Below are 23,915 nucleotides of genomic sequence, written 5' to 3' on the forward strand. Positions count from 1 at the left end.
GGTCAGTCGAAGACGGCGGCCAGAGCCTCAGGCCCGGCTCCTTCCTTGACGGTCCGCAGTTCGTAATAGAGCGCCGCCACGCCGGCCGAAGCGACCACGGACGACAGGATATTGACCAGCACGCCCGAGACTACGTTGACCCAAAGGTTCGGGCTGCCGTCCAGGAAGCTGCCTCCGGTGGCCAGTCCGAGCGCGCCGATCGCCGCCCCGATGATCCACGAAAGAATTACATAGATGACCATCAGACCGAACACGTTCCAGCGATAGCCGCGCGTCAGATCCCGGCTGCGCTGCAAACTCTCGAGCACGCCTCTCTTCTCGACCACCACTGCGGACGATGCGACCGACCACATCACGGAAATGATCACGCCCGGCACGATCAGGGCCAGATAGCCCAACCCAGCGCCCAGAGCGGCGATAATGGCCACGCCTAGCAGGGGCAGGAACATCTTCACGCCCACGTCGAACGCCTGGCCGAAGGATGTCGCCTTGCCGTTGAAACTGTTGACCGCCGCCTTCACCACCATGCCCTGAAGCATGAACATGCCCACCAGATAGAACACCCAGCCCGCGCCCATGGCCAATAGGCCGGTCGGAGAATAGCCGGTCACGAACGACGTCTGGCCAATTCCCATGAGAGTGCTGGGAATACCCACCATAATCGCCGCCGCGCCGAAGAAGATCGCGGCGTTATCACGGATGGTCGAGAAGGTGCGTTGGATCACGCGCCCCAGGTCGAACTGACCGCCCCGATTGACGACCTGCGATGTCCAGGCCGCCGGCGTGGAGGACTGCAAGGCGAAAATCTCGGCCGCCTGCGAATCCGGCATGGGAACGAAATCGACCTTCTGACCGCGCGTCAGCGGCAAGGGCGTCCGAACCTGAGTGACGTTGAACAGGTAACGCGTCGTATCGTCGCCCAGGATGGCCCCCATCCCAGTCGTCTGATCGAATGTCAGAACTTCGCCACGCACGATCACGCCCCCTCTTGCTTCACCTCCGGCCTAACGTTGCAACGCCAGATTGACCAGTCCCTTTTGACGGAACTTCAAGCGTTCACGGTCAGCGCCGATCAGACCATGAGGTTCTCATCAGCGGTTTCGGCGCCTGAAACGCAACCCCGCCCCCAGGGCCGCGGCGGCCAACCCTGCCAACACCAATCCAATCGCCCCATAGGCAAGAAAGCCCGAAGACGACGGATCATGCGAAACTTCAGACGCGGGATTGGCCTTCGGGCTGTCGCCCTGCCCCTTTCAAGAGGCGGCTGTAAACCCGCTGCCGCCCAACCGCAATTGGCGCAGATCCACGTTCATCTCATTACGGAACCGCGTCGTCGCCGCATTCTGCAGACGACGCTGCATCGCCACATCATTGTCCCGCATAGCGTCCTCATAAGCGACGCTCTGGGCAATGAAGTTCAAGATCAATACCTCAGCCATTTCCTGCTTCTGGGCGTTGTTGAGTCCGCTGAACGCAGGATTGCTGCCCATAATGTTTCGAACCTGAGCCTGCACGCCCTGAACCTGAGTCCTGCTCACAGTTCGCACGTCGTTGGCGATCTGCCAGTTCAGCATCCAGTAGGCGGTCATAGCGTCCGCGACGTCGCCGCGACGCAGGCCGTATTGTGCGACGTGTCGCCCCCAACGGGCGAAGAAATCCTGCTGGTCCATCGCCGCCGCAATCCCCGGGCCGTCCCCGCCTGTCGAACGCACGAAGTCCGCGAACTGGCGCTTGACGCGCTGCGTGACCGCCGGCGACGACTGATAGGTGGTGCGGCCCGTCGCGGCCGGGCGACGTTCCGATGCCGCCGCACCCGCAGCGACCCCGCCTCGCGACGGAGAGCGAGCATCAGACGACGACTCCATCATGTTGTCGCGCATGGCGGCGTGCATCTGGTTCATCGCTTCCGCCGTCGCGAAGCCCTGGAAGGCGTAGTCCTGGGCCTGTGTCTGAGACGCGCAGAGCAGCGCCGCTGCGACCGCTCCCGCCAGAAACACCTGCTTGCCGCTCATCTCCGCCTCTCCACTGCAAAAACGCTCATTCCTCAAAAGCACAACGGCGGGCGATGGTTTCGCCCGCCGTTCCACAAATCAGCCCGTTCAGTCCTAGCCTTGCTTGCGAGCCAGGGTCGAAGCGGATTCGCCGATCGACTTCAGCGCGTTGTTCAGCGCCTGGGACACGAAGTCCAACTCCTTGCCGACAGCCGTCATTTCGGCGGACAGGCTGCCCATCTTGGGCTTCTTCTTCTGGCTTTCGGCATCGATCTTCTCGCCGATCTCGGCCATGCGCTCCATCTTGGCGTCCAGGACGCTGCCCAGCGCCAAGGCCAGACGCAGCATGAAGCTCTTGCCGTTCAGGCCGCCGGGGATGGCGTTGCCTTCTTCATCGCGGCCGCCGGTGCGGGCCTTCTCCAGGGTCTTGTCGACCAGATCCTGAACGATGTCGTTCATTTGGCGCTCGATGCCGCCGGCTTCGAAGGCGCCGCCGCCTGTGGCCTGAGCCAGACCCGCGGCGGATTCACCGATGCTCTGGAAGGCGCCTGCCGTATTGCCCGTCGCCGCCGCGAAAGCGCCGATCGACAGATCAATCACCGACTGCGGAAGGCCCAGAGCCTGACCGACCTGCTGCAGAACCTGCTGGCCGATGGACGACACGACCTGGGTCAGAGCCGCCTGAACCAGCGCCGATGTGCCGCCCGTCGCGACCGCCAGGGCCGCCTGGCTGATGAGGCTGCCGATGTTGAAGCCGCCGCCGCCGATGCCGAACATGATCTTTCTCCGAATAAGTGTGCGTTTCCGGTTCGCCGGCCAGGCGCCTCGCCCGGAAACCCCGACGACCTCACGAAAGCACCCGTCCCCTATCCTCGGTAGTCAGGCCGTTCCCCAGCTAGGGACTTCCCTAGCCAACGGCGCAGGCGCGGCGGAACGCGGGCGGAGACGGCCGCCGCCTGAGCCCGCGCAGCCTCGGCGCGGGCCGCGTCCTCGGCGATTTCTTCCGCCGTGCGAGCGCGCCGGTCCAGGACGGTGATCCCCCCCGCCGTGACGCCCAGCAGCAGCACTTCGTCGCGCCAGACCACCACCGTCGCCCGCTCGCGTGTTCCCAGCGGCAGCGAACGGATGAAGCGGATCTCGTCGTCGCTGGGCGCGCCGCTCTGGACCTTCTTCAACATGCGGATCGAGAAGAAGGCTAGGCCCAGCACCAGGGCCAGGGCGACCAGAACGGTCAGGAAGTCCATCAGCAGGGCGAAGGGCGTCATTGCGTCTCCGAGGGGGAAGCCACGCCGTCGTCCGGCATGGCGGGAAAGAGCGGGGCTCGGCGCGCGGCTGCGGCTTCGGGCACGGCGGCGTCGCCTCGGCCTTCGCCTTCAGCTGTCAGATCAACCGGTTCAAGCGTTTCGCCTCGCGCAACCTCGTCGCGCAGGCGGCGCGCCGTCAGGATCACTTCGGCGACGGCGGCGAACATGTCCTCGGGCACCACGGCTTCGACCGGCACCTGTTCATGCAGGGCGCGGGCCAGAGGGACGTTGCGGATGATCGGCACCCCTTCGCGCTCGGCCATGCCGCGCATGGCGCGGGCGATGAGGCCGTCGCCCTTGCCCGCCACCACCGGCACCACGTGCTCGCCGGGATCATAGGCCAGGGACACGGCGATGTGGGTCGGATTGACCACCAGGGCGGCGGCCCCGCGCACGGACCCGACGGCGCTGGACTGCGCCCACTCCTGAGCCAGTTCGCGGCGCCGCGCCTTGACCGTGGGATCGCCCTCCATGTCCTTGGCTTCTTGACGGATGTCGCGACGACTCATCCGCAGCCGCTTCATGAAGCTGAAGCGCTGATAGGCCGAATCCAGGATGGCGACGAAGACGAAGACCACCAGGGTCCAGCCCAGCAGGTGAAAGCCCGCCGCGCCGAACGCGCCCAGCACCTCGCCCGGCTGGGCGGCGGGCAGACGCAGGATGCGGTCGAACTGGCCGAACAGGATCAGCGCCGCCAGCCCCAGTAGCAGGACTGTCTTCACCAGCGATTTCGCCACCTCGAACAGGTTGTCGGTGTTGAACATCCGCTTCAGCCCCTCGCCGGGGTTCAGGTGGTCCAGCTTGGGCGTCATCTTCTCCAGCGTGAAGACCGGCCCGGTCTGCAGGAACTCCATCAGCGACGCGAACAGGGCCACCGGCAACAGCAGCAGCGCCGTCAGATAGACGAACCGCCGCGCCGCCGACCAGGCGACCTGTTCGAAGGCGTCGCCGAACGGCTGGTCCATCACGCGGAACACATCGTCGAACAGGGCGGCGAAATTCGCGAACACCGCCCCCGCCAGCATCAGGCCGACCAGCAGCCAGGCCAGCAGCACGGCGGTGGAGCCGACGTCCTTGCTCTTAGCGACGTCGCCCTTCTTGCGCGCGTCCTGAAGCCGTTTCGGTGTCGGCCGCTCTGTCTTGTCGCCGCCGTCGTTCTTCTCCGCCACGCGCGCTCCGCTTCATCGAACAGGGATGAAAAACATCAAAAACAAGCTTTGCCGAATACAGAAACGGCACAGCTTATGGTCAAGCTTACACTTTATCAGCACCCTGACCGCTTCAGAAAAAAAGCAAGCTAGGGTTAACCCTACTGGCAAAAATTTTCATTACCGATCTCGTTGACAACATTCATGAGCAATAATATCGCTGTCACACAAGATCGAAATTCACATAGCTTCGGGCGAAATACGAAGTGGGACAATTTTGCTCGACAACAGGCACAGTAATACTTATAATTACTGTATGGAATAATTACGCAATTGCGGAAGACTGTAGCGCTACCTCGTCGCAGTTGGTCGCTTCAGCCGCTTCCGTCAGCCAGTTTTCCCTGGCTCTGGGAAGCGGAGCGCTCGGATCAGGGCCTTGCTCGGCACACGCCCAGCGAGAGACGCGGGCGGCGCAGCAACTGCTGATCTACGACAATGAGTCGCCGACCGAGGTGATCAGTTCCTCGGAAACCGTTGTTTTTTACAAACCGCGAAGTTCCACGACCGGCTCAGGACCAGATCGCGGCAGGCCGCCGCACGGCGATCTGATCGCAGCAGCGGCGCGCGAGCACGACATCGATCCCGCCCTGCTGCAGGCGATCATCAGCGTGGAATCCGCCGACAATCCCAACGCCCGCTCGCCCGTCGGCGCGCGCGGCCTGATGCAGGTGATGCCCGCCACCGGCCGCCGCTTCGGCGTCGCCGACGAGATGCGGCTGCACGAGCCGGAAACCAACATTCGCGCCGCCTCGCGCTACCTGAAGACGCTTCAGGGCCTGTTCGGCAACGACCTGCGCCTGGTGCTGGCCGCCTACAACGCGGGCGAAGGCGCCGTGCAGCGTTACGGCCGCAACATCCCCCCCTATCGCGAGACCCAGGACTACGTCCGCAAGGTCATGGCTCGCTACGACCAGCTCCTCACCGCCCGCCGTTCCTCCTTCCGATAGTTCTCACCGATCTCCCGCTCGGCCTGATCCGCCGGCAGCCACAAGGCGCGTCCATGTCCTTCGCCAGCCCGCTGAAACTGCTGGGCCTGCGCCACAACGGCGGAGGCGTCGGCCGCTATTCGGACCTGTTCCTGGTGGCGGGCGTGGCGGCGATCATCGCCATGATGATCATGCCCCTGCCGTCGCTGGCGATCGACGCCCTGGTGGCCATCAACATCAGCGCGGGCGTGGTGATGCTGCTGGTGTCGATCTACATCGCCTCGATCGTCGACATCTCGGTCTTCCCCAGCCTGCTGCTGATCACGACCCTGTTCCGGCTGGCGCTGTCGATCGCGACGACGCGGATGATCCTGCTGGAAGGCCACGCCGGGGCGATCATCAACACCTTCGGCAACATGGTGGCGGGCGGCAATCTGGTCGTCGGCCTGGTGGTCTTCCTGATCATCACCGTCGTGCAGTTCATCGTCATCGCCAAGGGCGCCGAACGGGTGGCCGAGGTCGCCGCCCGCTTCAGCCTGGACGCCATGCCGGGCAAGCAGCTGTCGATCGATTCCGACCTGCGCTCGGGCCTGATCGACAAGGACGAGGCCAAGCGCCGCCGCCGCCTGCTCGAGATGGAGAGCAAGCTGAACGGCAATCTCGACGGCGCGATGAAGTTCGTGAAGGGCGACGCCATCGCCGGGATCATCATCGTGGTGATCAACCTGCTGGGCGGCCTGGCCGTGGGCATGCTGCAGAACGGCATGGACTTCGGCGCGGCAGTCCAGAAATACTCCATCCTGACCATCGGCGACGGCATGGTGATGCAGATCCCGGCCCTGCTGGCGGCCATGTCGGCGGGCCTGCTGGTGACGCGCGGCGGCGATTCCGAGACCGACGCCCACCTGGGCGCCTCGATGCACCGCCAACTGTCGGCCCAGCCCAAGGTCTTCCTGGTCGCGGGCGGGATGTGCTGGCTTCTGGCCCTGGTGCCGGGCTTTCCGACCGTGGTCTTCCTGCTGCTGGGCGCGGTCGCCATGACCGCCTCCATCATGATCGAGCCGCGCTGGCGCAAGTCGGCCGGGCGCAAGGTGAGGGCTCTGACCGGCCGCTCGTCCGCAGAGACCGAAGGACCGATCGCCTCGACCCAGACACGGCCGACCGAAGGCGCCGCCATGACGCCTCTGCTGCTGGAGATCGACGGCCGCGCCCTGCGCGCGACCGATCCGGAGCGCCTGACCGCCGCCCTGGAGACCCTGCTGGACGAGTTCGAGGCCTCTCTGGGCGTGGCCCTGCCGCGCGTGACGGTGCGCTACGGCCCGGCCGAGGCGACGGACCGCTGGCGGCTGATGGCGTTCGAGGCGCCCCTGGGCGCGGGCGATCCCGGCCCGGCCGAGGACGCGCTGGAGGCGACCCTGGCCGGCGTGCGCGGCCTGCTGCGCCGCAACGCGGGGATGTTCATCGGCATCCAGGAGGCCTCGACCCTGCTGAACCGCGCGGGCGAGAGCTATCCCGAGGTGGTCAAGGAGGTGGCGCGCGCCCTGCCCCTGGCCCGCATCGCCGAGATCATGCGCCGCCTGGCCGAGGAAGAGGTGCCGCTGCGCAACCTGCGCGACATCCTGGAATCCCTGGCCGACGCCGGTCAGCGCGAGAAGGATCCGCTGGCCCTGACCGAGTTCGCCCGCGTGGCCCTGCGTCGCCAGATCAGCCACCGCTACGCCCCCGACGGCGTGCTGAAGGCCGCCGTGCTGGAGCCTGCGCTGGAGAAGCACCTGCGCGAATCCATCCGCGTCGGCGGCGCCGGTCAGCAGCTGGCGCTGGAGCCGGACATGGCCCGCCAGATCATCGAGGCCGTGCAGAAGACGGTGCGCGACACTGACGCCGACGCCGTGCTGGCCGCCATCGACCTGCGCCGTCACATCCGCAAGCTGGTCGAGCCCCAGCTGTTCGACACGCCCGCCCTGTCGTTCCACGAGCTGCTGCCCAGCCTGAAGCTCGAGATCGTCGGCCGGGTCGCCCTGCCCGACCTCGACGCGGCGACGCCGGCGGCTGTTCCCGCCCCCTCCGCTCCCCCCGCCTCCACGGCCGCTGCGGCCTGAAACGACGGACCCTGCATGACGATCAAGACGCCGACCGCCCGCAAGAGCTTCAAGACCGCCCTCCTGGCCATGGCCTCCGCGGCCACGCTGCTCGGCCTGTCCGCGCCCGCTGCGGCGGGCGACCCGCCGATCGGCAACCAGACCCTGCAGATCGCCCCGCGCGAGCAGCCGGTGGGTCAGTTCCTGCAGAGCTTCTTCGGCCAGTTGGGCGTGCCGGTCATCATCAGCCCCAACCTGCGCGGCACGGTGAACGGCGCCTTCAGCGGCCCGGCCTCGACCATCTTCAGCCAGGTGGCGGACGCCTTCGACCTGGTGGCCTATTACGACGGCGGGGCGGTCTACATCTATCAGACCTCCGAACTGACCAGCCAGTCCATCCCCGCCTCGCCGCAGATGCTGCGCCGCGTGCGCGCCACGGCGCAGGAAATGGGCCTGCTGGACAGCCGCAACACCCTGCAGCCCGCCGGGCAGATGCTGGTCGCCAACGGCACCCGCCGTTTCATCCAGCAGATCGACGAGATCGCCCGCGCCGGGCCCGGCGCTCGGGCCGAAGCCGCCCAGCCGACCTATGAATACCGCGTCTTCACCCTGCGCTACGCCTGGGCCGATGACGTGACCTTCGAGACGGCCCAGAGCGAAGTCACCATTCCGGGCGTCGCCTCCATCCTGCGCGCCATGGTCAGCAACGACCCGAACGGCGCCGTCGCCCGGCGCATCGAAACGCGCCGCTCGCCGCGCGTCGGGGGCCTGCGCGGTCAGGGCCTGGCGTCGCAAGGCGCGGCGCAGAACGGCCTGATGGACGCCAGCTATGTCGACGGCGGCTTCACCCCGACGCCGGACACGCTGGGCCTGGCCCTGGCCGACGAACAGATGGCGGGCGGCGCGCCGGTCCAGCATGCGCGCATCCAGGCCGACACGCGCCTGAACGCCGTCATCGTGCGCGACACGGCCGAGCGCATGGGGGCCTATGAGGCGCTGATCGCCGCCCTGGACAAGGAGCCTCAGCTCCTCGAAATCCAGGCCACCATCATCGACATCGACACGACCCGTGCGCGTCAGCTGGGCATCAGCTGGCGTTTCGACGACGGTCGCGGCGGCATCCTGTTCGGCGACGGCACGCGCAACGACGACCGCCTGCGCCGGGGCCAGGACATCACCCCGCGCAACAACGGCCTGGCCATCTCGACCATCATCGGCAACGGCGACTACTTCGTCTCGCGCATCACGGCGATGGAGGATGAAGGCGTCGCCCGTATCGTCTCGCGGCCGCAGATCGTCACCCTGTCGAACGTCCAGGCCCTGTTCGAGAACACCCGCAGCTTCTACGTCGGCCTGGAAGGCGAGCGGGACGTCGACCTCTACAATGTCACCGCCGGGACCACGCTGAAGGTCACGCCGCACGTCCTGCGCGACCAGAACCAGACCCGTATCCGGATGCAGATCCAGATCGAGGACGGCTCCCTGACCGACGCCGACGTCGACGACATCCCGGTCGTGCAGCGCGCGGCCCTGAACACCCAGGCCATGATCCTGGAAGGCCAGAGCCTGCTGCTGGGCGGCATGGTGGTGCAGCAGGACGTCAACGCCGTGACCAAGGTGCCGGTGCTGGGCGACATCCCGGCGGTGGGCCTGCTGTTCCGCCGTTCGGAGCGTTCGACGGGCCGGATCGAGCGCCTGTTCCTGATCACGCCGCGCCTGGCCTCCATCGGCGAGGAATCGCCTGCGCCGCGCCTGGACTTCGGCGCCATTCCCGGCTCGCCCGAGACCCAGCCCCTGCCCGCCGCCCCGGCCCTGCCCAAGGGCGGATCGCGCATGGGCTTCAATCAGGGGTCGGCGCCGAACGACCCTCTGCCCGCCCCGGCCGCCACGCCGATCGTCGCCGTGCGCGAAGCGCCGCCGCCCGGCTTCACCCCCTATGAACCGGCCAAGGACTGATCCGCCATGCCTGCCGACGCCGTCGCCGCACCCGAGATCGAAAGCCTGGTCCTTCGCGTCCTGGCCGGGCGCGTGCGCGGCGCCTCGGCGCCGTTGGAGCGCGGCCGCGTCATCGCCGTCGGCCATGACCTCGACGCCGACATCGTCCTGCGCGACGCCAGCGCCGAGGGGGTGCGGCTGACGCTGAAGGCGCGAGCGGACGCCGCCGATCTGGAGCTGACGTCCGGCGCCGTGACCTTGCTGGGGCACGAGCTGACCGCCCCGGCCCAGGCCATCCTGCCCCTCTATCTGCCGCTGCTGATCGGCGACAACGCCGTCGCCATCGGCGAGGCCGAGAGCCCGCGCTGGAGCGAGGCCGAACGCATCCTGGCCGCCGCCCGCCCCTTGCCGGACGATGACGGCGAAGAGGACGACGCCCCGGCTGGCGACGGCCGCAACTGGCAATATCTGCTGAACAACACCAACGCCCTGGTGTCGCGCTCGGCCAAGTTCGTTCCGGTTTTGCTGATCGCCGTCATCACCGTCTCGGCCCTGTTCGCCGTCAGCACGGGCGTCCCGGCCTGGCCCAAGTCGCAGCCCAAGCCCGCCAAGGTCCAGGCCGTCCTGTCGGAGGAAGGCTTCGACAAGCTGGTCGTCACCAAGACCGAGGCGGGCGATCTGCGCATTGAGGGAATGCTGGCCTCGGACGCCGAGCGCGTGCGTCTGCAACGCATCCTGGCCGCCCGCGAATGGCGCCCCCGCCTGGAGCTTCAGACCCACGACGGCATCGCCCGTCAGGTGGAGGAGCTCTACCTCGCCAACGGCGTGAAGGCGGCCGCGCGCTCGGTCGGCGCGGGCATGGTGCGGCTGGACGTCACCGGCAGCGACCCGGACGAGGCCGCCCGCCTGGAGCGTCTGGCGATGGGCGAGATCAAGGGCCTGCGCCGCATCGACGTCAGCATGCTGCCCGGCGCCGACGAGGGCGGCCGCTTCGAAGACATTCAGCAGGGCGGCGGCAAGCGCGTGGTGTCGGTGATCGGCGGCGAGCGCGGCCACGTCACCACCGCCGACGGCGCCCGCTACTTCCCCGGCGCCGTCCTGCCGACCGGCCACCGCATCGTCTCGATCGAGGACACCCGCGTCCTGGTCGAGCGCAACGGCTCCCGCTCCGAACTCAACTTCTGACCCCAGCCCAAAAGGAGAATACCCATGTCATCCCAAAGTCTGAACGGCCTCGGCATGCTGGCCGTCTCGCCCGGCCTGAACAGCGAGCGCGACAAGGCCCGCCCCGGCTCCTGGTTCGAGGCCATGGCCCATTCGTGGGGTCAAACCCTGGACGCCCAGGCCGGCCGCATCGTCGAACTGTCCGAGCAGATCGGACCGGGCGGCGAGGACAAGCCCTCGACCATGGCCATGCTGACCGCCGAGTCGATGCGCATGAACTTCATGGCCAACTCCTCCTCCACCTCGACCGACTCCGTCGGCAAGGCGCTGGAGACCATGGCTCGCAAGAACTGAGCCCTTCATTCCAACAGGAGGGGCCCATGTCCTTCGAAGCCTCGGCCGCCGCAGCGGCCATGCCGCCCGAAATGCTGCAACCCCAGACGCAGCAGATCGACGTCGCCTACAACGCCACCCTCAGTCAGGCGGTGCAGTTCCAGAACCTGCTGCACGTCACGCCCCTGTCGGCCCCGGCCGCCCCGACCGAGCCCAACGGCGTCATGAAGACCATGATGGGCGCCCTGGAGCAGGTGAACGGTCAGGCCTCGGACCTCGCCGCCCTGGCCCAGGCTGCCGAAGGCAAGGCCGGCGGCATGACGCCGGGCGAGATGGTCATGATGACCGTCCGCGCGCACGAGTTCATGTTCAACTGCCAGCTCACCTCCAACATGGCCAACCGCACCTCGGACGGCCTGCAGCAGCTGTTCCGGCAACAGTCCTGAGGGAGGCGGTCATGCGAATCCGATCGCTCGCCGCCCTCGCGGGCGCGGCCCTTCTGCTCGCCGCCTGCGGCCAGCAGGAGCTTTACGGCGGCCTGACGGAACGCGACGCCAATGAGATGGTCGCCGTGCTCAAGGCTCAGGGGCTGGACGCCTCCAAGACCCGCGACGGCGACAACTGGGTGCTGAAGGCCGATCGCGGCGACTTCTCCCGCGCCGTCGCCCTGCTGCACGACCGGGGCTATCCGCGCCAGAACTTCGCCAGCATGGGCGAGGTCTTCCAGAAGGAGGGCTTCGTCTCCTCGCCGATGGAGCAGCGCATGCGCATGATGTACGCGCTGCAGCAGGAGCTGGGCCAGACCATCTCCTCCATCGACGGGGTGGTGCAGGCGCGCGTCCACATCGCCGTGCCGGAAAGCGATCCCCTGGCGCAGGAGAAGCCGCCCTCCTCCGCCTCGGTCTTCATCAAACATCGACCCGACTACGACATCTCGACCCAGACCGGTTCGATCAAGGCCCTGGTGGTCAACTCGATCGAGGGCCTGCCTTACGACAAGGTCACGGTCGTCGCCTTCCCGGCGTCCGAAGTCCTGACCCAGCCGCAGGCGCCGGCCGTCACCCAGCTCAGCCTGCCGTTGGGCGTGCTGATCCTGGGCGCGGCGGGACTGGGCATCTACGGCCTCTATCGGCGACCCAAGCCACGCGCCAAGGCAGACGCCAAGCGAGGCGAGGCTTGACGCCGGACGCCGCCAGGACCGAACGCGCCGCCCTCTGGCGCCGGGCCCGCGCCCTCGACGGCGCGGGTGACGTCGCGCGCTCGCCGCGCGCCCGCATCCTGGCTCGCCGACTGACGCCGCCGCGCGCGCCGGTGGACTACGCCGCCATCCTGAAGGCGCCCGCCTGGTCCGCCCTGCCGCTGAACGAGCGTCGCCGGCTGGCCGCCACCTGCGGCGCCGTGCTGCTGGCCGAGCGGCTGGCGGCCAGCATCGACGGACGGATGCTCGGCGTCGTCGGACGCAGCATCGGCGAGGGCGCGCTGGACGCAGTCCTGGCTCTGCCGCCCGCCCAGCGGCCCGAGACGCCGCCGGTCGGCGCGCTGGACGCCGAGGCGCTGGAAGGCCTGGGCGCCGCCGCCCTTCTGGCCGGTCTGTCGGGCGAGACGGCCCGGCGGCTGGCCGACGGCCTGGCCCCGCCCCTGTTGCGCCTCGACGCCGACCAGGCCCAGGCCGCGCGTCGTCTGGCCCTGACCCTTTGCGGGATCGCCGCATGAGTTTTCACCTGATCGCCGCCGCGCCCGACGCAGCCCTGATGACCGACCGCCCCGTCATTCGCCGCGAGGAGCGCGCCGTCGTCGAAACGGCCGTCGAACTTCTGGCGCAGGCCCAGGCGCGGCTGGCCGAGGTCGAGGCCCATCGCGCCGCTGAAGCCGAGGCGGGCCGCGCCGACGGCTACGCCGCCGGCTATGAGGCCGGGCTGACCGCCGCCGCGCGCGACGTCGCCGAACGCGCCGCCCGCCTGCACCGCGAGATGGAGGCCGAACGCGAGCGCCTGCGTGAGACCGCCGGCCGTCTGGCGCTGGACGTAGTGCGCCGCATCGCCGCCGAACTGGCGCCCGAGGCCGTGTTGGCGGCCCTGGCCGAGCGGGCGGTGAAGGATGTCCTGCCCGAGGCGCCGGTCGTGGTTCACGTCGCATCCGACGGCGTCGGCGCCGTCTCGACCCGGCTGTGGCCCATCGGCGCGGCAATCGAGGTGCGCCCTGACGACGCCCTGGCCCCCGGCGACTGCGTCATCGAAACCGCCGCCGGACGCAGCCACGCCGGACTTGAAGTCCAGCTCGCCGCCCTAGAGCGCGCCTTTGAGCGGGAGCGCGCCGCATGAGCCACGACGCCGTCGAACTGCGCCTGCACGACGCCCTGCGCCGCGCCCGCACCCTGGACCGGCGCGGTCGGGTCGTTCAGGCCTTCGGCACCACCGTGCGCGCCACCGGGCTGAACGCCCGCATCGGCCAGCAGGTCGAGATCCGCGACCCCGCCGGCGGTCCCGTGGTCAAGGCCGAGGTCGTGGGCCTGAGCGACGGCGCGGCCATACTGACGCCCCTGACCAGCCTGAACGGCCTCGGCCCCGAAGCCGAGGTCATCGCCGCCGACGATCGGACCGAAGTCCCCAGCGGCCCCGGTCTGCTGGGCCGGGTCATCAACGCCTTCGGCCGCCCGCTGGACGGCCTGGGCCCCATCGCGGGGCCGGTCGCCCTGCGCGACGTCTATGCCGACGCGCCCAATCCGCTGGCCCGACCGCCGATCAGCGCCCTGTTCCCGACCGGCGTGCGCGCGGTCGATACGCTGCTGAGCGTCGGCGTGGGCCAGAGGGTCGGCGTCTTCGCCATGGCGGGCGGCGGCAAGTCGACCCTGATGGGGATGTTCGCCCGCCACTGCGCCGCCGACGTCAACGTCATCGCCCTGATCGGCGAGCGCGGGCGCGAGGTGCGCGAGTTTCTGGACGACAGCCTGGGGCCGGAAGGTCTGGCCCGCTCGGTCGTGGTGGTGGCCACCTCAGACCGCCCGGCGATGGAGCGCGTTCGCGCCGCCCACGCCGCCACCGCCATTGCCGAAGGTTTCCGCGCCCAGGGCCTGCGCGTCATGCTGCAGATGGACTCCGTCACCCGCTTCGCCCGCGCGCTGCGCGAGATCGGCCTGTCGGTCGGCGAACCGGCTGTGCGGCGCGGCTTTCCGCCGTCGGTCTTCGCCGAACTGCCCCGGCTGTTCGAGCGGGCGGGCGCGATCGAGGGCGGCTCCATCACCGCCTTCTACACCGTGCTGATCGAGGACGAGGAAGGCGGCGACCCCATCGGCGAGGAGGTCCGCTCCATCCTGGACGGCCACGTCTATCTGTCGCGCAAGCTGGCGCAGGCGAACCACTATCCGGCCATCGACCCGCTGACGAGCCTGAGCCGCGTCTTCCCCCGCGTGACCTCGCCCGAGCATCAGGCGGCGGCGGGCAAGGTCCGAGCCTGGCTGGCCAAATACGCCGAGATCGAGTTCCTGCTGCAGATCGGCGAATACAAGCCCGGCGGCGATCCCCTGGCCGACGAGGCCGTGCAGCGAATGCCCGCCCTTCGCGCCCTGTTGCAGCAGGGCGCGCATGAAGGCGTGGGGGCCGAGGCGGCCCTGGCCCAGCTGGCCGAGGCCGCGTCATGAGCGGGCGCGACCGCATCACCCTGCTGCGGCGCCTGGCCCGGCTGCGGGCGCAGAGGGTCGAGGCCGCGCGCCGCCTGGTCGCCGTCGCCCAGGACGCCCTGGCCCGAGCGCAGGCGGTGCTCATGGCGCGCGAGGAGTCCATCGCCGCCCTGGGCCGCCACATCGAGACCCTGGACGAATGGTTCGCCTCGGGCGCGGGCGGCGACGCGCGCCTGATCGAAGGCGCCCTGTCGCGACGCGGCCTGATCGCCGACCGTCGCGAGGCCGAAACAGAGGCTCGCGCCGAAGATCAGCGGGCGGTCGAGGCCGCCCAGGCTGAACGGGACCAGGCTCTGCGGGCCCTGATGCGCGCCACAGCGCGCCACGACGCCGTCGACGGCCAACTGCGCCGCGCCGTGGCCCAGCGCGCCGGGCGTCGCGAGGACCAGGAACAGCTCGATTTCGAGGAACGGGGCCGCCCCCGCCTGCAACTGCTTATGGGAGGCCGCGCCTGATGGCCGACGCCGTGAACAACTCCGCCCCCGCCCGGCCCGCGCCCGCGCCCGCCGCGCGGTCCGCCGGCCCCGCCCCCTCGGCCTGGAGCGGCGGCGCCTTCGAGGCCGCCCTGGACCAAGCCGCTGCGCGCCGCCATGCGCTCGAAGCCGGCGAGCGCCAGCCCCGCTTCGCCCGCCGCGACGAAGACGCCGACCCCGTCCGCGACCGCCCCGACGACGCGCCGCGCGAAGAGGCCAAGGCCGACGACAAGGCGGACAAGGCCGAGGGCCAGTTGAACATCGCGGGGGCGACCGGCCTGAACGCCGTCCAGGGCGGTCCCGCCGCAGCGGCGGGCTTTACCGGCGACGTCGAAGCCATGGCGTCGATGATGGAGAAGGCCTGGCTGGCGGCCCAGGCCGACGCCGCCAAGGGCATGCAGGTGCAGTTCACCGACCGGACCCTGGCTCTGGCCGGGTTCGGGGTGATGCGGCTGGCCGACGGCGGCCTGACGCTGCAACTGGCGGCCCACCAGCGACCGACGCCCGAGTTGGAGCGCGCGCTGGAGCTGATGCGCCGTCGGCTGGAGGCGCGCGGCGTGGCCGTGTCCGAGGTGCGCGTCGCCCCCGCCGATCCCGACAGCGAGCATCGCCCGCCGGACGGGGTGCGGTGAGCCATGATCTCAGCGCGGCGTGAAATCCCAGCGGCCCTGGTCGCGATCGGCGCGGGCGGCGTCCAGCACGGCGCGCGCCGTCTCGGCCGGAGCGCGGCCAGCCGCCAGCCCTTCGGCGGTCAGCCGCACCAGACGGCGGCTCTGGCGATTATGCAATCCCTCAGTCGGGCTGTCGGCGTCCGCCGCCAGCTTTCCGGCATAGAGGCGCGCCGCCTCGGGCGAGGCCTGGATCAGGGTCAGGACCAGGGCGGCCGCGCGCTCGAACGCCTCGTCCTCCAGCGGCTGGCCCACCACGTCGCGGGTCAACCAGACGCACAGGAACTCCAGAGGCCCCACGCTGCGGGCGTTGGTCATCAGCCCCCCGCCGGGGCCGGACAGGCCCGAAAAGGCAGCCGCGCCCCAGGCCGGCAGGCGCGTGGCGGGCAGGCGATCGGTCGTCAGGGCGCGGGCCAGGGCGTCGGCGGCCAGCCTCCGCGCCTCCTCGTCGCCGAAGCGCGCCACGGCGGCCAGCAGCTTGACGAAGCCGGGATAGAGCGCCTCGCCCAGTCCGTCGCAGACGCGCTGCAACACGGTGACGCGCGCATCGGGCGTCGACTGGCCATTCAGCCCGTCGATCAGAGCTTGAGCCGCACCGGCCCAGTCGGGTTCAGCCTTGAGAACGAGATCGGTCACGATGACCGAGGCATAGCCTCAGCCGAAGCCGTTGTCGCGGGTTTCGGTCAGATGATCGGCGATGGCGCGGGCGGCCGCGTCCATATCCAGCCGATCCGACACCCGCACGCGCACGTCATCGCCCGCAAAGGCGGTGAAGTCGCCGAAGGCCTGGCCGCCGCGACCGTGAGCTCGCGCCTCGGCGCCCAGCGGCGTCGAGGCCGACAGATCGCGCGACCAGACGCCGGACAGGGGCGCGTTGTCGGTGCGGATCGTGGTCATGGCGGTCTCCTCGACGTGGAACGCTCCACGCTAGGCCGCCAATCTAGGCGCATCGGCGCGCCCTCGCCATGCGGGACTTCCCTAGCCGCCTGCGGCCCGGAGGCGCGCCGATGACCGCCGCCCTTCGCCCGCGCGACGCGCCGCAATGGACCGACACCGCCCTGTCGGCGCTGAACATCTGCGCCGCCGCCTTCGACGCGCGCGGCCTGACATGGCGTTCCTCCGCCTTCGCCGCCGCCTTCCCCGAATGGCGCGAGGGCGAGACCCTGTCGGTCGTCGAGGCCCGCCTGCCCGGCCTGACCGAGGCGATCGCGGCGGCGCGGCGCGAGGGCGCCTCGGACGCCTTGATCGTCCAGCCGGGCGGCCGCCGGGTGCATGACGCGCGCCTGGCCCTGTCCGACGGCCTGGTCTTCCTGGAGCTGTCCGACGCCGCAGAGCGTCAGGAGGCCCAGCAGCGCCACCTGGCCGACCGCGAAGAGCTGCTGACCACCTCGCGCGTGCTGTCGGTGGGCGAAATGGCCACCATGATCGCCCATGAGCTGAACCAGCCGATCGGCTCCATCGCCAACCTCCTGCGCGGGCTGAAGGCGCGGCTGCAACGCGGCGCCCTGACGCTCGAGACCGGCGCCGAGGCCCTGGACCGCGCCACCGAGCAGGCGCTCTACGCCTCGGGCGTCATCCAGCGCGTCCGCACCTTCGTCGATCAGCGCCAGCCCCAGGTGCAGCGGCTGGATCTGGCGCGGCTGGCCCGCAACACCCTGGATCTGCTGGACTGGGAGATCACCCGCGACCGGGTGACGGCCCGCGCCGCCACGCCGCCGGACCTGCCCGCCGTTCTGGGCGATCCGGTCATGATCCAGCAGGTGCTGGTCAATCTGGCGCGCAACGCCCTGGACGCCATGCGCGGCGTCGACCTGCCCCGGCGCGAACTGACCATAGAGGCGCGTCACAGCCTGGACGCGCGCCAGATCGAACTGACCATGACCGACACCGGGCCGGGCGTGCCGGAAGAGGCGTCCGCCCGCGTCTTCTCGCCCTTCTTCAGCACCCGCAGCGGCGGCATGGGCGTCGGCCTGGGCATCTGCCGCTCAATCATCGAACTGCATCGCGGCCGCCTGTGGTTCACGCCCGGCGAGACGGGCGGCAGCGTCTTTCACATCGCCCTGCCGCTGGCCGCGGCCGAAACCCCGACCGAGGAGGCCCGCCCATGAGCGCCGTCGCAACGCCGGCAGAAGGACCGTCCGGCCGCATCTGCCTGGTCGACGACCACGCCGAGTTCCGCCAGTCCGCCGCCTGGTGGCTGGAAAGCCTGGGCTATGAGGTCGAGTGCTGGGAAGAACCCGTCGCCTTCCTGGAGGCCATGATCGAGCGCCCGGCCGAACCCGCCTGCTTCCTGTTGGACGTGCGAATGCCGGGGATGTCGGGGCTAGAGCTGATGGAGGCGGCGCGCGAGCGCGGGCTGGATCAGCCGGTGATCTTCATGACCGGCCACGGCGACGTGCCCCTGGCGGTCGAGGCCATGCGGCGCGGCGCCGTCACCTTCCTGGAGAAGCCTTTTCAGGAGAAGGCGCTGGAAGAGGCCATCGCCCTGGCCTTCCGCACTACGCCATCAGAAACAGAAGATGAAACAACCACTTCTCCGCTGTCCCTCGCCTATCAGGAAAGGCTGGCTCGCCTGACCGCGCGCGAGCGCGAGGTCATGGATCTGGTCGTGGCCGGTTCCTACAACAAGGTCATCGCCTATGACCTGGGCATCAGCCCCAAGACGGTCGAACTGCACCGCGCCCGCATCATGACCAAGATGGAGGCGCCGACCCTGACCCATCTGGTCCGCATGGCGGTGTCCGGCCAGATCGAGGAGGCGTGAGCGTGGCCCTGGACGCCCTGCCCCCCTCGCTCGCGCCCGCGCGCCCGCCCCGGCTGGACGAGCCGACCGTGCGCGCCCGCGCCGCCGCCGTCGCTGCTCTGGACGGCCTGATGCTGAACGGACTGCGCGTCAGCGTTCTGATCCCCGATCAGGACGAGGCCATCGTCGGCGAGCAGGTCGCCTTCGCCACGCCGCACGGCCTCGTCCGTGTCGCGCCTCTGACGATCGACGGCGCGGCCTTCGAGAACGGCGACCACGCTGCCCTGCTGGCCGCCGTCTCGACGCTAGAGCCGCTGCTGGCGGCGCTGGAAGACGCAGGCGCCGAGGCGCTGACGCCCGTTGGCGTGCGTTCCGACACGATCGATGCGGCGCACGTCGAGGTCCGCCTCAGCAACGGCGAGCGTACGTTGCATGAGGCGCGTCTGTCCTTACCGCCCGGCGTGGCCTTGCGCCTGCGCCGCGCCGGAGACGGAACGTCGGGACTGAACCTGCCCCTGCCCGCCCGACTGTTCGTCGAAGGGCCGCGCCTGTCGCCCGACGATCTGTCGAGCCTGCGCGCAGGCGACCTGCTGCTGATCCCCGCTCTGGCCGGAGCCTGGTCTGCGCGTCTGTCGGTTCCCGGCGGGACGGCCGCCGGCCTGTTCGCCTCCGCATCCCGAAACTTCACCCATCAACGCAAGGAAAGCCGCATGACCGAGGCCGCCGCCCCGCCTGCCGAAGACGCGCACGGACTGACGCCGGGGGCCGATACGCCGATCGCCGTGACGGTCGATCTGGGCGAGACCGCCGTGCCGCTGAAGACCCTGACCGAGCTGCGCCCCGGCGCCGTCCTGCCTCTGACCGGACTGGACGCCGAAATGCGCGTCACCCTGCGCAGCGCCGGCCAGGCCTTCGCGCGCGGCCGCCTGGTGTCCCTGGGCGAGGCCTACGCCGTGTTGATCGACGCCGTAGCCGACCCGAAGGAGGCCGTCTGACATGGACCTGTCCCAGTTCTCGCCGGGTTCGGCGCTCGTCACCGTCATCCTGCTGGCGCTCGCGCCCTTCGTGGCGGTGATGGTGACGTCCTTCACCAAGATCGTGGTGGTGCTGTCCCTGCTTCGCAACGCCCTGGGCCTGCAACAGGTGCCGCCGAACATCGTGCTGAACGGCATGGCGCTGATCCTGACGCTCTACGTCATGTTCCCGGTCGGCCAGCGCATGGCCGAAGCCACCAACCACATGCCGCCCACCGCCGCCCTCAGCGACACCCAGCAATTGTTCGCCTATGCCGACAGCGCCAAGGAGCCCTTGCGCGACTTCCTGATCAAGCACTCGTCCGAGCGCGAGCGCGCCTTCTTCCTGCGCACCGCCCAGCGCATCTCGACGCCTGAAAAACGCGCCGAGATCACCGCGCGCGACTTCCTGGTCGTCGTGCCCGCCTTCACCGTGTCGGAGCTGGCGACGGCGTTTCAGATCGGCTTCCTGATCTTCCTGCCCTTCCTGATCATAGACCTGGTGGTGTCCAACATATTGCTGGCGATGGGGATGATGATGCTGTCGCCGACCACCGTCTCCCTGCCGTTCAAACTGTTGCTGTTCGTGCTGATCGACGGGTGGGTGAAGCTGTCCCACGGCCTTGTGCTCAGTTACGTCTAGGAGAACGCCCCATGATGAACGCCCAGGCCATCGAGCTCGTCAATCAGGCCCTCTGGCTCGTCCTGTTCCTGTCGGCCCCGCCGATCATCGCCGCCTCCATCGTCGGCCTGATCGTGGCGGTGATCCAGTCGGCGACGCAGCTTCAGGAACAGACCCTGCAATATACGGCCAAATTCTTCGCCATCGTGCTGACCCTGTTCGCCACGGCGGCGCTGATCGGCGGCTCGCTGTATCAGTTCAGCGACCGCATCTTCACCGAGTTCCCGGCCCTGGTGCGCCGCTAGGTGTTCGAGGGTCTGGACACTCTGTTCGACAACGCCATCCTGGTGGCGGTGTCGACCACGCGGGTGGCGACGACCTTCCTGCTGATGCCGCTGCTGTCGCCGCAGACCGTGCCGGCGATGGTCCGCAACTCCATCTTCCTGGTGTTCGGCCTGGCCGTACTGACCATGCAGCCGCAGGTGACCCAGATGACCCTGCCGACAGTCCAGTGGATCCTGCTGTTCGGCAAGGAGGCCCTGGTCGGAGTGGTCATCGGCTTCTTCTTCGCCACCATGCTGTGGGCGTTCGAGGCCGCCGGCCAGATCATCGACACCAAGGTCGGCGCCACCATGGCCCAGGTGGTGGACCCGCTCAGCGGGCATCAGACCTCGCTGAACGGCGAGTTCCTGGGGCGACTGGCCAACTTCGTCTTCATGTTCTCGGGCGGCCTGCTGCTGCTGGTCGGCACCATCCTGGACAGTTTCGTCATCTGGCCCATCGGCAGCCTGACGCCGGTGCTGACCATGAACAGCCTCAGCCTGTTCGAGGGCGAGTTCACGCGGCTGATGACCCTGGCCGTGCTGTTCGCCTCGCCGGTTCTGGTGGTGCTGTTCGTCACCGACGGCGCCCTGGGCCTGGTCAACCGCTATGCGCCGCAGCTGAACGTCTTCTCACTGTCGCTGTCGATCAAGGCGTGGCTGGCGACCCTGATCATCCTGATCATGATGACCGGCCTGGTGCAGACCCTGCTGAACGAGATCATGGGCCGCCACGACACGGTTCTGGAGGTGCTGAAGGCGATGGGTCGGCGCTCAAGCTAAAAAGCTAGGGTCGTCCCTGATGGGGACCGTCCCGACTGTGAAGCCCCGCCTCAGCGTGGTCCGATGCCGGTCAGCAAGATCAACCTCGGGGCTGCACGATGACCAGCATCAACACCGCCTTTTCCAACGCCGTCGGAACTCTCGTGCTCGGCGCGGTCGCCGACCGCATGGCCACGGCGGCCAACTTCGCCCAGATGGGCTTCCAGCTGGGCGTGATGCTCAACGGCGCCTTCCAGCCCGCCGCCCCCGCCTTCTCGGCCTCCATGCCCCAGGACGGCAAGGCCACGGTGGACCTGGGCGACGGCTATACGCTGGAGATCAACGAGGCCAACTCCGAGTTCGTGGTGCGCGACGCCGACGGCAACGTCACCCAGATCTGGGGCGATCCGCACTTCAACTACAACGGCCGGCACGTCGGCGACTTCTGGGACACCATGACCCTGGAGCTCGAGAACGGCACCAAGATCACCGTCAACACCGAGCCCTTCGGCAACAATCCCAACGCCACCGTCACCAGCCAGTTGGTCATCACGCGCGGCGACCAGGCCATGATCATCGACGGCGTCAGCCAGAACCGGCTGGGCGACCTGAACATCAGCATGAGCAACAACGGCTACGCCCTCGACGCCGCCTATCGCGACGGCCTGACCATCCGCGAGGACGACGCCGCCGGATCGGGCTGGACCAGCGGCATCACCGGCGACGCCGTCAGCCAGGAAGACTTCAACCTGACCAAGATCGGCAACGCCGGCCTGCCCGAGGCGCTTCAGGCCTTCAGCGACGCCCTGCGCGGCGTGCTGGGCGCCTGGCTGCTGACCGGCGTGTTGAACGGATTGGCTGAAGCCCTGGGCGGCGCCTCTGAAACCAGCGAGCCCGGCAGCCCGCGCATCGCCCTCGGCCCAACGCCGACGCGCTGAACTTCACCTGCGGTTCAGCGCGAAACCCCGCGGACTTCGGTCCGCGGGGTTTGTTTTGTGTCACAGCAAGGGATCGCGCTCAGCGTCTGTCCAATGAAGCGGTCGCAGCGTCCACCATGCGGGCGAACTGTTCGACGGCGCTGTCGCGGGCGGCGGCGGGGCCTTCCTCGCGCGCCAGACCCGCCGCCAGGGCGCGCAGCATCGGCTCGACCACGGCGGGCGCGGTCAGGTGCGGCGTCGCGCGAGCATGATCCTGAACCGCGCGCACGAAGTCGGTCAGGGCGCGGTCGATGCGGCCCGTCTCGATCGGAGAGACGGCGCTCAGCCGCGCGGCGACCGCCTGGCCGGTCTGGGCGGCCAGCACGCGCATGTCGCCGCCGACCACCGCCCCGCCCTGCTGCCCCTGCTCGGCCCAGACCTGGGACAGGGCCACGCCGCGATCCACACTGTCCGCCGGATCGGGCCGGACCGCGCCGGCCAGCTCGGCCATCGCCTGAACGGCGGCGCCGACGGCCAATGCGCGGCTGTCGACAGAAGACGCCCCGGCGGAGACCGCCGAGGCGCCGTTCGCGCGGGAGATGGCGCTGGATTCAGTCATGCATTCAGCGGCCGTCCAGCATGTTCAGGGCGTCGCGGCGCTCGTCCTCGAACCGCTGGGCCACGCCCGCCTGAACATCGGCGCGCGAGCTGGAGAAGTAGGCCAGTTCGCCGTTGCCGTCGCGGCGGCCGCGCTCGTCATAGACGGCGTTGATCAGCGCGCGATCATAGTCGGGGCTGGAGGCGTCGATCCCCTGGCGCTCGACCGCCGCCATGGCGCGGGTGACGACCGCCGTGTTCGGACCATGATGGACCGAGGTCGACCACACCACGTCCTGAAGCGCATGCGAGCGGTTGGAGACGTCCAGACCCGCATTCTCGATCCGGGCGGACTGCACATCGTAGTGGGTGCGCTCGATGAAGGCGTGCTGAGCGGCCTGGAAGGCTTCCGGCTCGCGCGCGGCGATGGCGCGCCAGGTGTCGGAGAAGGCGCGCGTGCCCGCCGCCGCCCCGCCGAACTCATCGGCCCAGCGCGCGCCGTCGGCGGCCAGGAACTCCTGCGGCCGGTTGCGGTTCACCGCCAGCTGATAGGAGCCGTAGGACACCCCGCCGGGATCGCCCGAGCCGGACGACACCGTGCCGGGCCCGCGCCCGCCCGTCTCATAACGCGCCGACAGGGCGCCCAGGTCCGGATTGACGCCGTCTTGCGCCGTCGCGGGCGTCGCTTCAGCGGCGGGTTCGGACACCGGCGTCGCCGTCTCGGGCGCCGCGCCGTTCAGACGGATCTGCTGACCGACCTGAATCAGCGACGGATTGGCGATGCCGTTGTCCGCCGCCAGCTCGCGCCAACTCATCCCGTATTGCTGGGCGATGCCCGACAGGGTGTCGCCCCCGCGCACCGTATGAACGACCGCCGTCTCGACCTGCGCCGCGCCTTGCCCCTGTCCCGCGCCGACCGGCAGCGTCACGGTCTGGCCGGGATGGATCAGGTTCGGATTGGTGATCTGCCGGTTCGCCGCCAGCAGGTCGCCCACGCTGACGCCATAGCGTTCGGCTATCCCGGACAGGGTCTCGCCCGCCCGGACGGTGTGGGCGGGCGCGGCGTCGCGCGCCCCGACGGCGGCGGACAGGCTGGTGGCGGAGGAAGCGGCGAAAGACATGGGTCGGCTCCAGAAGACGCGGTGATCCGTCAGGCCAGTCTGGCCTCTCTTCGCGCGTCTGAAA

General features: G+C 69.3%; 28 protein-coding genes. 19 read left to right on the plus strand and 9 right to left on the minus strand.

The genetic code is table 11. The features are described from left to right. Nucleotides 1-2: 2 nt before the first annotated feature. The 5 genes from EGK63_RS11730 to EGK63_RS11750 all read right to left on the minus strand — a co-directional run bounded on the left by EGK63_RS11730 (nucleotide 3) and on the right by EGK63_RS11750 (nucleotide 4,464). On the minus strand, nucleotides 3-974 hold the full coding sequence (locus EGK63_RS11730; protein ID WP_125901628.1) for a hypothetical protein: 972 nt from the start codon (nucleotides 972-974) through the stop codon (nucleotides 3-5). 279 nt (nucleotides 975-1,253) lie between these two features. After that, a complete protein-coding gene (locus EGK63_RS11735; protein ID WP_125901629.1) occupies nucleotides 1,254-2,012 on the minus strand; it encodes a DUF6683 family protein in 759 nt (252 codons plus the stop codon). Between the two features lie 93 nt (nucleotides 2,013-2,105). Continuing rightward, nucleotides 2,106-2,768: a hypothetical protein gene (locus EGK63_RS11740; protein ID WP_125901630.1), complete on the minus strand. Its 663-nt coding sequence runs from the start codon at nucleotides 2,766-2,768 to the stop codon at nucleotides 2,106-2,108. Nucleotides 2,769-2,857: 89 nt separating this feature from the next. Beyond that, nucleotides 2,858-3,256 (minus strand): flagellar biosynthetic protein FliO, encoded by a 399-nt coding sequence (locus EGK63_RS11745; protein ID WP_125901631.1) that lies wholly within the window; start codon nucleotides 3,254-3,256, stop codon nucleotides 2,858-2,860. Next, on the minus strand, nucleotides 3,253-4,464 hold the full coding sequence (locus EGK63_RS11750) for a flagellar biosynthesis protein FlhB (RefSeq protein WP_125901632.1): 1,212 nt from the start codon (nucleotides 4,462-4,464) through the stop codon (nucleotides 3,253-3,255). Before EGK63_RS11750 ends, EGK63_RS11745 begins: the two co-directional genes overlap by 4 nt. Nucleotides 4,465-4,955: 491 nt before the next feature. Between EGK63_RS11750 and EGK63_RS11755 the strand changes: the two genes are divergently transcribed. Genes EGK63_RS11755 through EGK63_RS11810 form a run of 12 tightly spaced genes read left to right on the plus strand, consistent with a single transcriptional unit; the run spans nucleotide 4,956 to nucleotide 15,720 of the window. Further along, on the plus strand, nucleotides 4,956-5,450 hold the full coding sequence (locus EGK63_RS11755; RefSeq protein ID WP_125901697.1) for a lytic transglycosylase domain-containing protein: 495 nt from the start codon (nucleotides 4,956-4,958) through the stop codon (nucleotides 5,448-5,450). A gap of 53 nt (nucleotides 5,451-5,503) precedes the next feature. Then, nucleotides 5,504-7,528, plus strand: a complete 2,025-nt coding sequence (locus tag EGK63_RS11760) for a flagellar biosynthesis protein FlhA (protein WP_125901633.1) — start codon at nucleotides 5,504-5,506, stop codon at nucleotides 7,526-7,528. A 15-nt stretch (nucleotides 7,529-7,543) separates the two neighbouring features. Next, the gene (gene sctC, locus EGK63_RS11765; protein ID WP_125901634.1) at nucleotides 7,544-9,463 is read left to right on the plus strand and encodes a type III secretion system outer membrane ring subunit SctC; all 1,920 of its coding nucleotides are present in this window, start codon (nucleotides 7,544-7,546) and stop codon (nucleotides 9,461-9,463) included. A gap of 6 nt (nucleotides 9,464-9,469) precedes the next feature. Beyond that, complete coding sequence (locus EGK63_RS11770) at nucleotides 9,470-10,627, plus strand: FHA domain-containing protein (protein WP_125901635.1); 1,158 nt, start codon at nucleotides 9,470-9,472, stop codon at nucleotides 10,625-10,627. A gap of 24 nt (nucleotides 10,628-10,651) precedes the next feature. Further along, complete coding sequence (locus EGK63_RS11775; protein ID WP_112999251.1) at nucleotides 10,652-10,960, plus strand: hypothetical protein; 309 nt, start codon at nucleotides 10,652-10,654, stop codon at nucleotides 10,958-10,960. Between the two features lie 26 nt (nucleotides 10,961-10,986). Then, complete coding sequence (locus tag EGK63_RS11780) at nucleotides 10,987-11,385, plus strand: hypothetical protein (protein WP_088411497.1); 399 nt, start codon at nucleotides 10,987-10,989, stop codon at nucleotides 11,383-11,385. Nucleotides 11,386-11,396: 11 nt separating this feature from the next. After that, entirely contained in the window at nucleotides 11,397-12,119 is a 723-nt protein-coding gene (sctJ, locus tag EGK63_RS11785; RefSeq protein ID WP_125901636.1) for a type III secretion system inner membrane ring lipoprotein SctJ, read from the plus strand. Beyond that, on the plus strand, nucleotides 12,116-12,652 hold the full coding sequence (locus tag EGK63_RS11790) for a hypothetical protein (RefSeq protein WP_125901637.1): 537 nt from the start codon (nucleotides 12,116-12,118) through the stop codon (nucleotides 12,650-12,652). The genes sctJ and EGK63_RS11790 overlap by 4 nt, the downstream gene beginning before the upstream one ends. Further along, nucleotides 12,649-13,260, plus strand: a complete 612-nt coding sequence (locus tag EGK63_RS11795; RefSeq protein ID WP_125901638.1) for a FliH/SctL family protein — start codon at nucleotides 12,649-12,651, stop codon at nucleotides 13,258-13,260. Before EGK63_RS11790 ends, EGK63_RS11795 begins: the two co-directional genes overlap by 4 nt. Further along, a complete protein-coding gene (locus tag EGK63_RS11800) occupies nucleotides 13,257-14,576 on the plus strand; it encodes a FliI/YscN family ATPase (protein ID WP_125901639.1) in 1,320 nt (439 codons plus the stop codon). The genes EGK63_RS11795 and EGK63_RS11800 overlap by 4 nt, the downstream gene beginning before the upstream one ends. Continuing rightward, complete coding sequence (locus EGK63_RS11805; protein WP_165906593.1) at nucleotides 14,573-15,070, plus strand: hypothetical protein; 498 nt, start codon at nucleotides 14,573-14,575, stop codon at nucleotides 15,068-15,070. The genes EGK63_RS11800 and EGK63_RS11805 overlap by 4 nt, the downstream gene beginning before the upstream one ends. Continuing rightward, nucleotides 15,070-15,720, plus strand: coding sequence for a hypothetical protein (locus EGK63_RS11810; RefSeq protein ID WP_125901641.1), 651 nt, complete (start codon nucleotides 15,070-15,072; stop codon nucleotides 15,718-15,720). Before EGK63_RS11805 ends, EGK63_RS11810 begins: the two co-directional genes overlap by 1 nt. Nucleotides 15,721-15,729: 9 nt before the next feature. Here the strand turns inward: EGK63_RS11810 and EGK63_RS11815 are convergent, their stop codons facing one another. Next, complete coding sequence (locus EGK63_RS11815) at nucleotides 15,730-16,392, minus strand: hypothetical protein (RefSeq protein WP_125901642.1); 663 nt, start codon at nucleotides 16,390-16,392, stop codon at nucleotides 15,730-15,732. A gap of 18 nt (nucleotides 16,393-16,410) precedes the next feature. Then, nucleotides 16,411-16,653, minus strand: coding sequence for a hypothetical protein (locus EGK63_RS11820; RefSeq protein ID WP_125901643.1), 243 nt, complete (start codon nucleotides 16,651-16,653; stop codon nucleotides 16,411-16,413). Nucleotides 16,654-16,763: 110 nt separating this feature from the next. Here EGK63_RS11820 and EGK63_RS11825 point away from each other — a divergent pair, with 110 nt between their 5' ends. From EGK63_RS11825 to EGK63_RS11855, 7 genes are all read left to right on the plus strand, one after another. Beyond that, nucleotides 16,764-17,864 carry a sensor histidine kinase gene (locus EGK63_RS11825; RefSeq protein ID WP_125901644.1) on the plus strand — a complete coding sequence of 367 codons (1,101 nt, stop codon included), beginning with the start codon at nucleotides 16,764-16,766 and terminating at the stop codon, nucleotides 17,862-17,864. After that, nucleotides 17,861-18,520, plus strand: coding sequence for a response regulator transcription factor (locus EGK63_RS11830; protein ID WP_125901645.1), 660 nt, complete (start codon nucleotides 17,861-17,863; stop codon nucleotides 18,518-18,520). Before EGK63_RS11825 ends, EGK63_RS11830 begins: the two co-directional genes overlap by 4 nt. A 2-nt stretch (nucleotides 18,521-18,522) precedes the next feature. Further along, nucleotides 18,523-19,494 (plus strand): FliM/FliN family flagellar motor switch protein, encoded by a 972-nt coding sequence (locus EGK63_RS11835; RefSeq protein WP_165906594.1) that lies wholly within the window; start codon nucleotides 18,523-18,525, stop codon nucleotides 19,492-19,494. 1 nt (nucleotide 19,495) lies between these two features. Next, the gene (gene sctR, locus EGK63_RS11840; protein ID WP_003164548.1) at nucleotides 19,496-20,155 is read left to right on the plus strand and encodes a type III secretion system export apparatus subunit SctR; all 660 of its coding nucleotides are present in this window, start codon (nucleotides 19,496-19,498) and stop codon (nucleotides 20,153-20,155) included. Between the two features lie 11 nt (nucleotides 20,156-20,166). Next, complete coding sequence (sctS, locus tag EGK63_RS11845; protein ID WP_003164547.1) at nucleotides 20,167-20,439, plus strand: type III secretion system export apparatus subunit SctS; 273 nt, start codon at nucleotides 20,167-20,169, stop codon at nucleotides 20,437-20,439. Beyond that, nucleotides 20,440-21,237 carry a type III secretion system export apparatus subunit SctT gene (gene sctT / locus EGK63_RS11850; protein ID WP_125901647.1) on the plus strand — a complete coding sequence of 266 codons (798 nt, stop codon included), beginning with the start codon at nucleotides 20,440-20,442 and terminating at the stop codon, nucleotides 21,235-21,237. A 98-nt stretch (nucleotides 21,238-21,335) separates the two neighbouring features. Then, entirely contained in the window at nucleotides 21,336-22,154 is an 819-nt protein-coding gene (locus tag EGK63_RS11855; RefSeq protein WP_125901648.1) for a DUF1521 domain-containing protein, read from the plus strand. 79 nt (nucleotides 22,155-22,233) lie between these two features. On the opposite strand, the gene EGK63_RS11860 is transcribed toward EGK63_RS11855, so the two are convergent. Both EGK63_RS11860 and EGK63_RS11865 read right to left on the minus strand, forming a co-directional pair. Next, a complete protein-coding gene (locus EGK63_RS11860) occupies nucleotides 22,234-22,752 on the minus strand; it encodes a hypothetical protein (RefSeq protein WP_125901649.1) in 519 nt (172 codons plus the stop codon). A gap of 4 nt (nucleotides 22,753-22,756) precedes the next feature. Beyond that, entirely contained in the window at nucleotides 22,757-23,851 is a 1,095-nt protein-coding gene (locus tag EGK63_RS11865; RefSeq protein ID WP_125901650.1) for a LysM domain-containing protein, read from the minus strand. Nucleotides 23,852-23,915 lie beyond the last annotated feature (64 nt).

Origin of the sequence: Brevundimonas sp. 357, from assembly GCF_003938605.1 — a bacterium.
Classification (GTDB): Bacteria; Pseudomonadota; Alphaproteobacteria; order Caulobacterales; family Caulobacteraceae; genus Brevundimonas.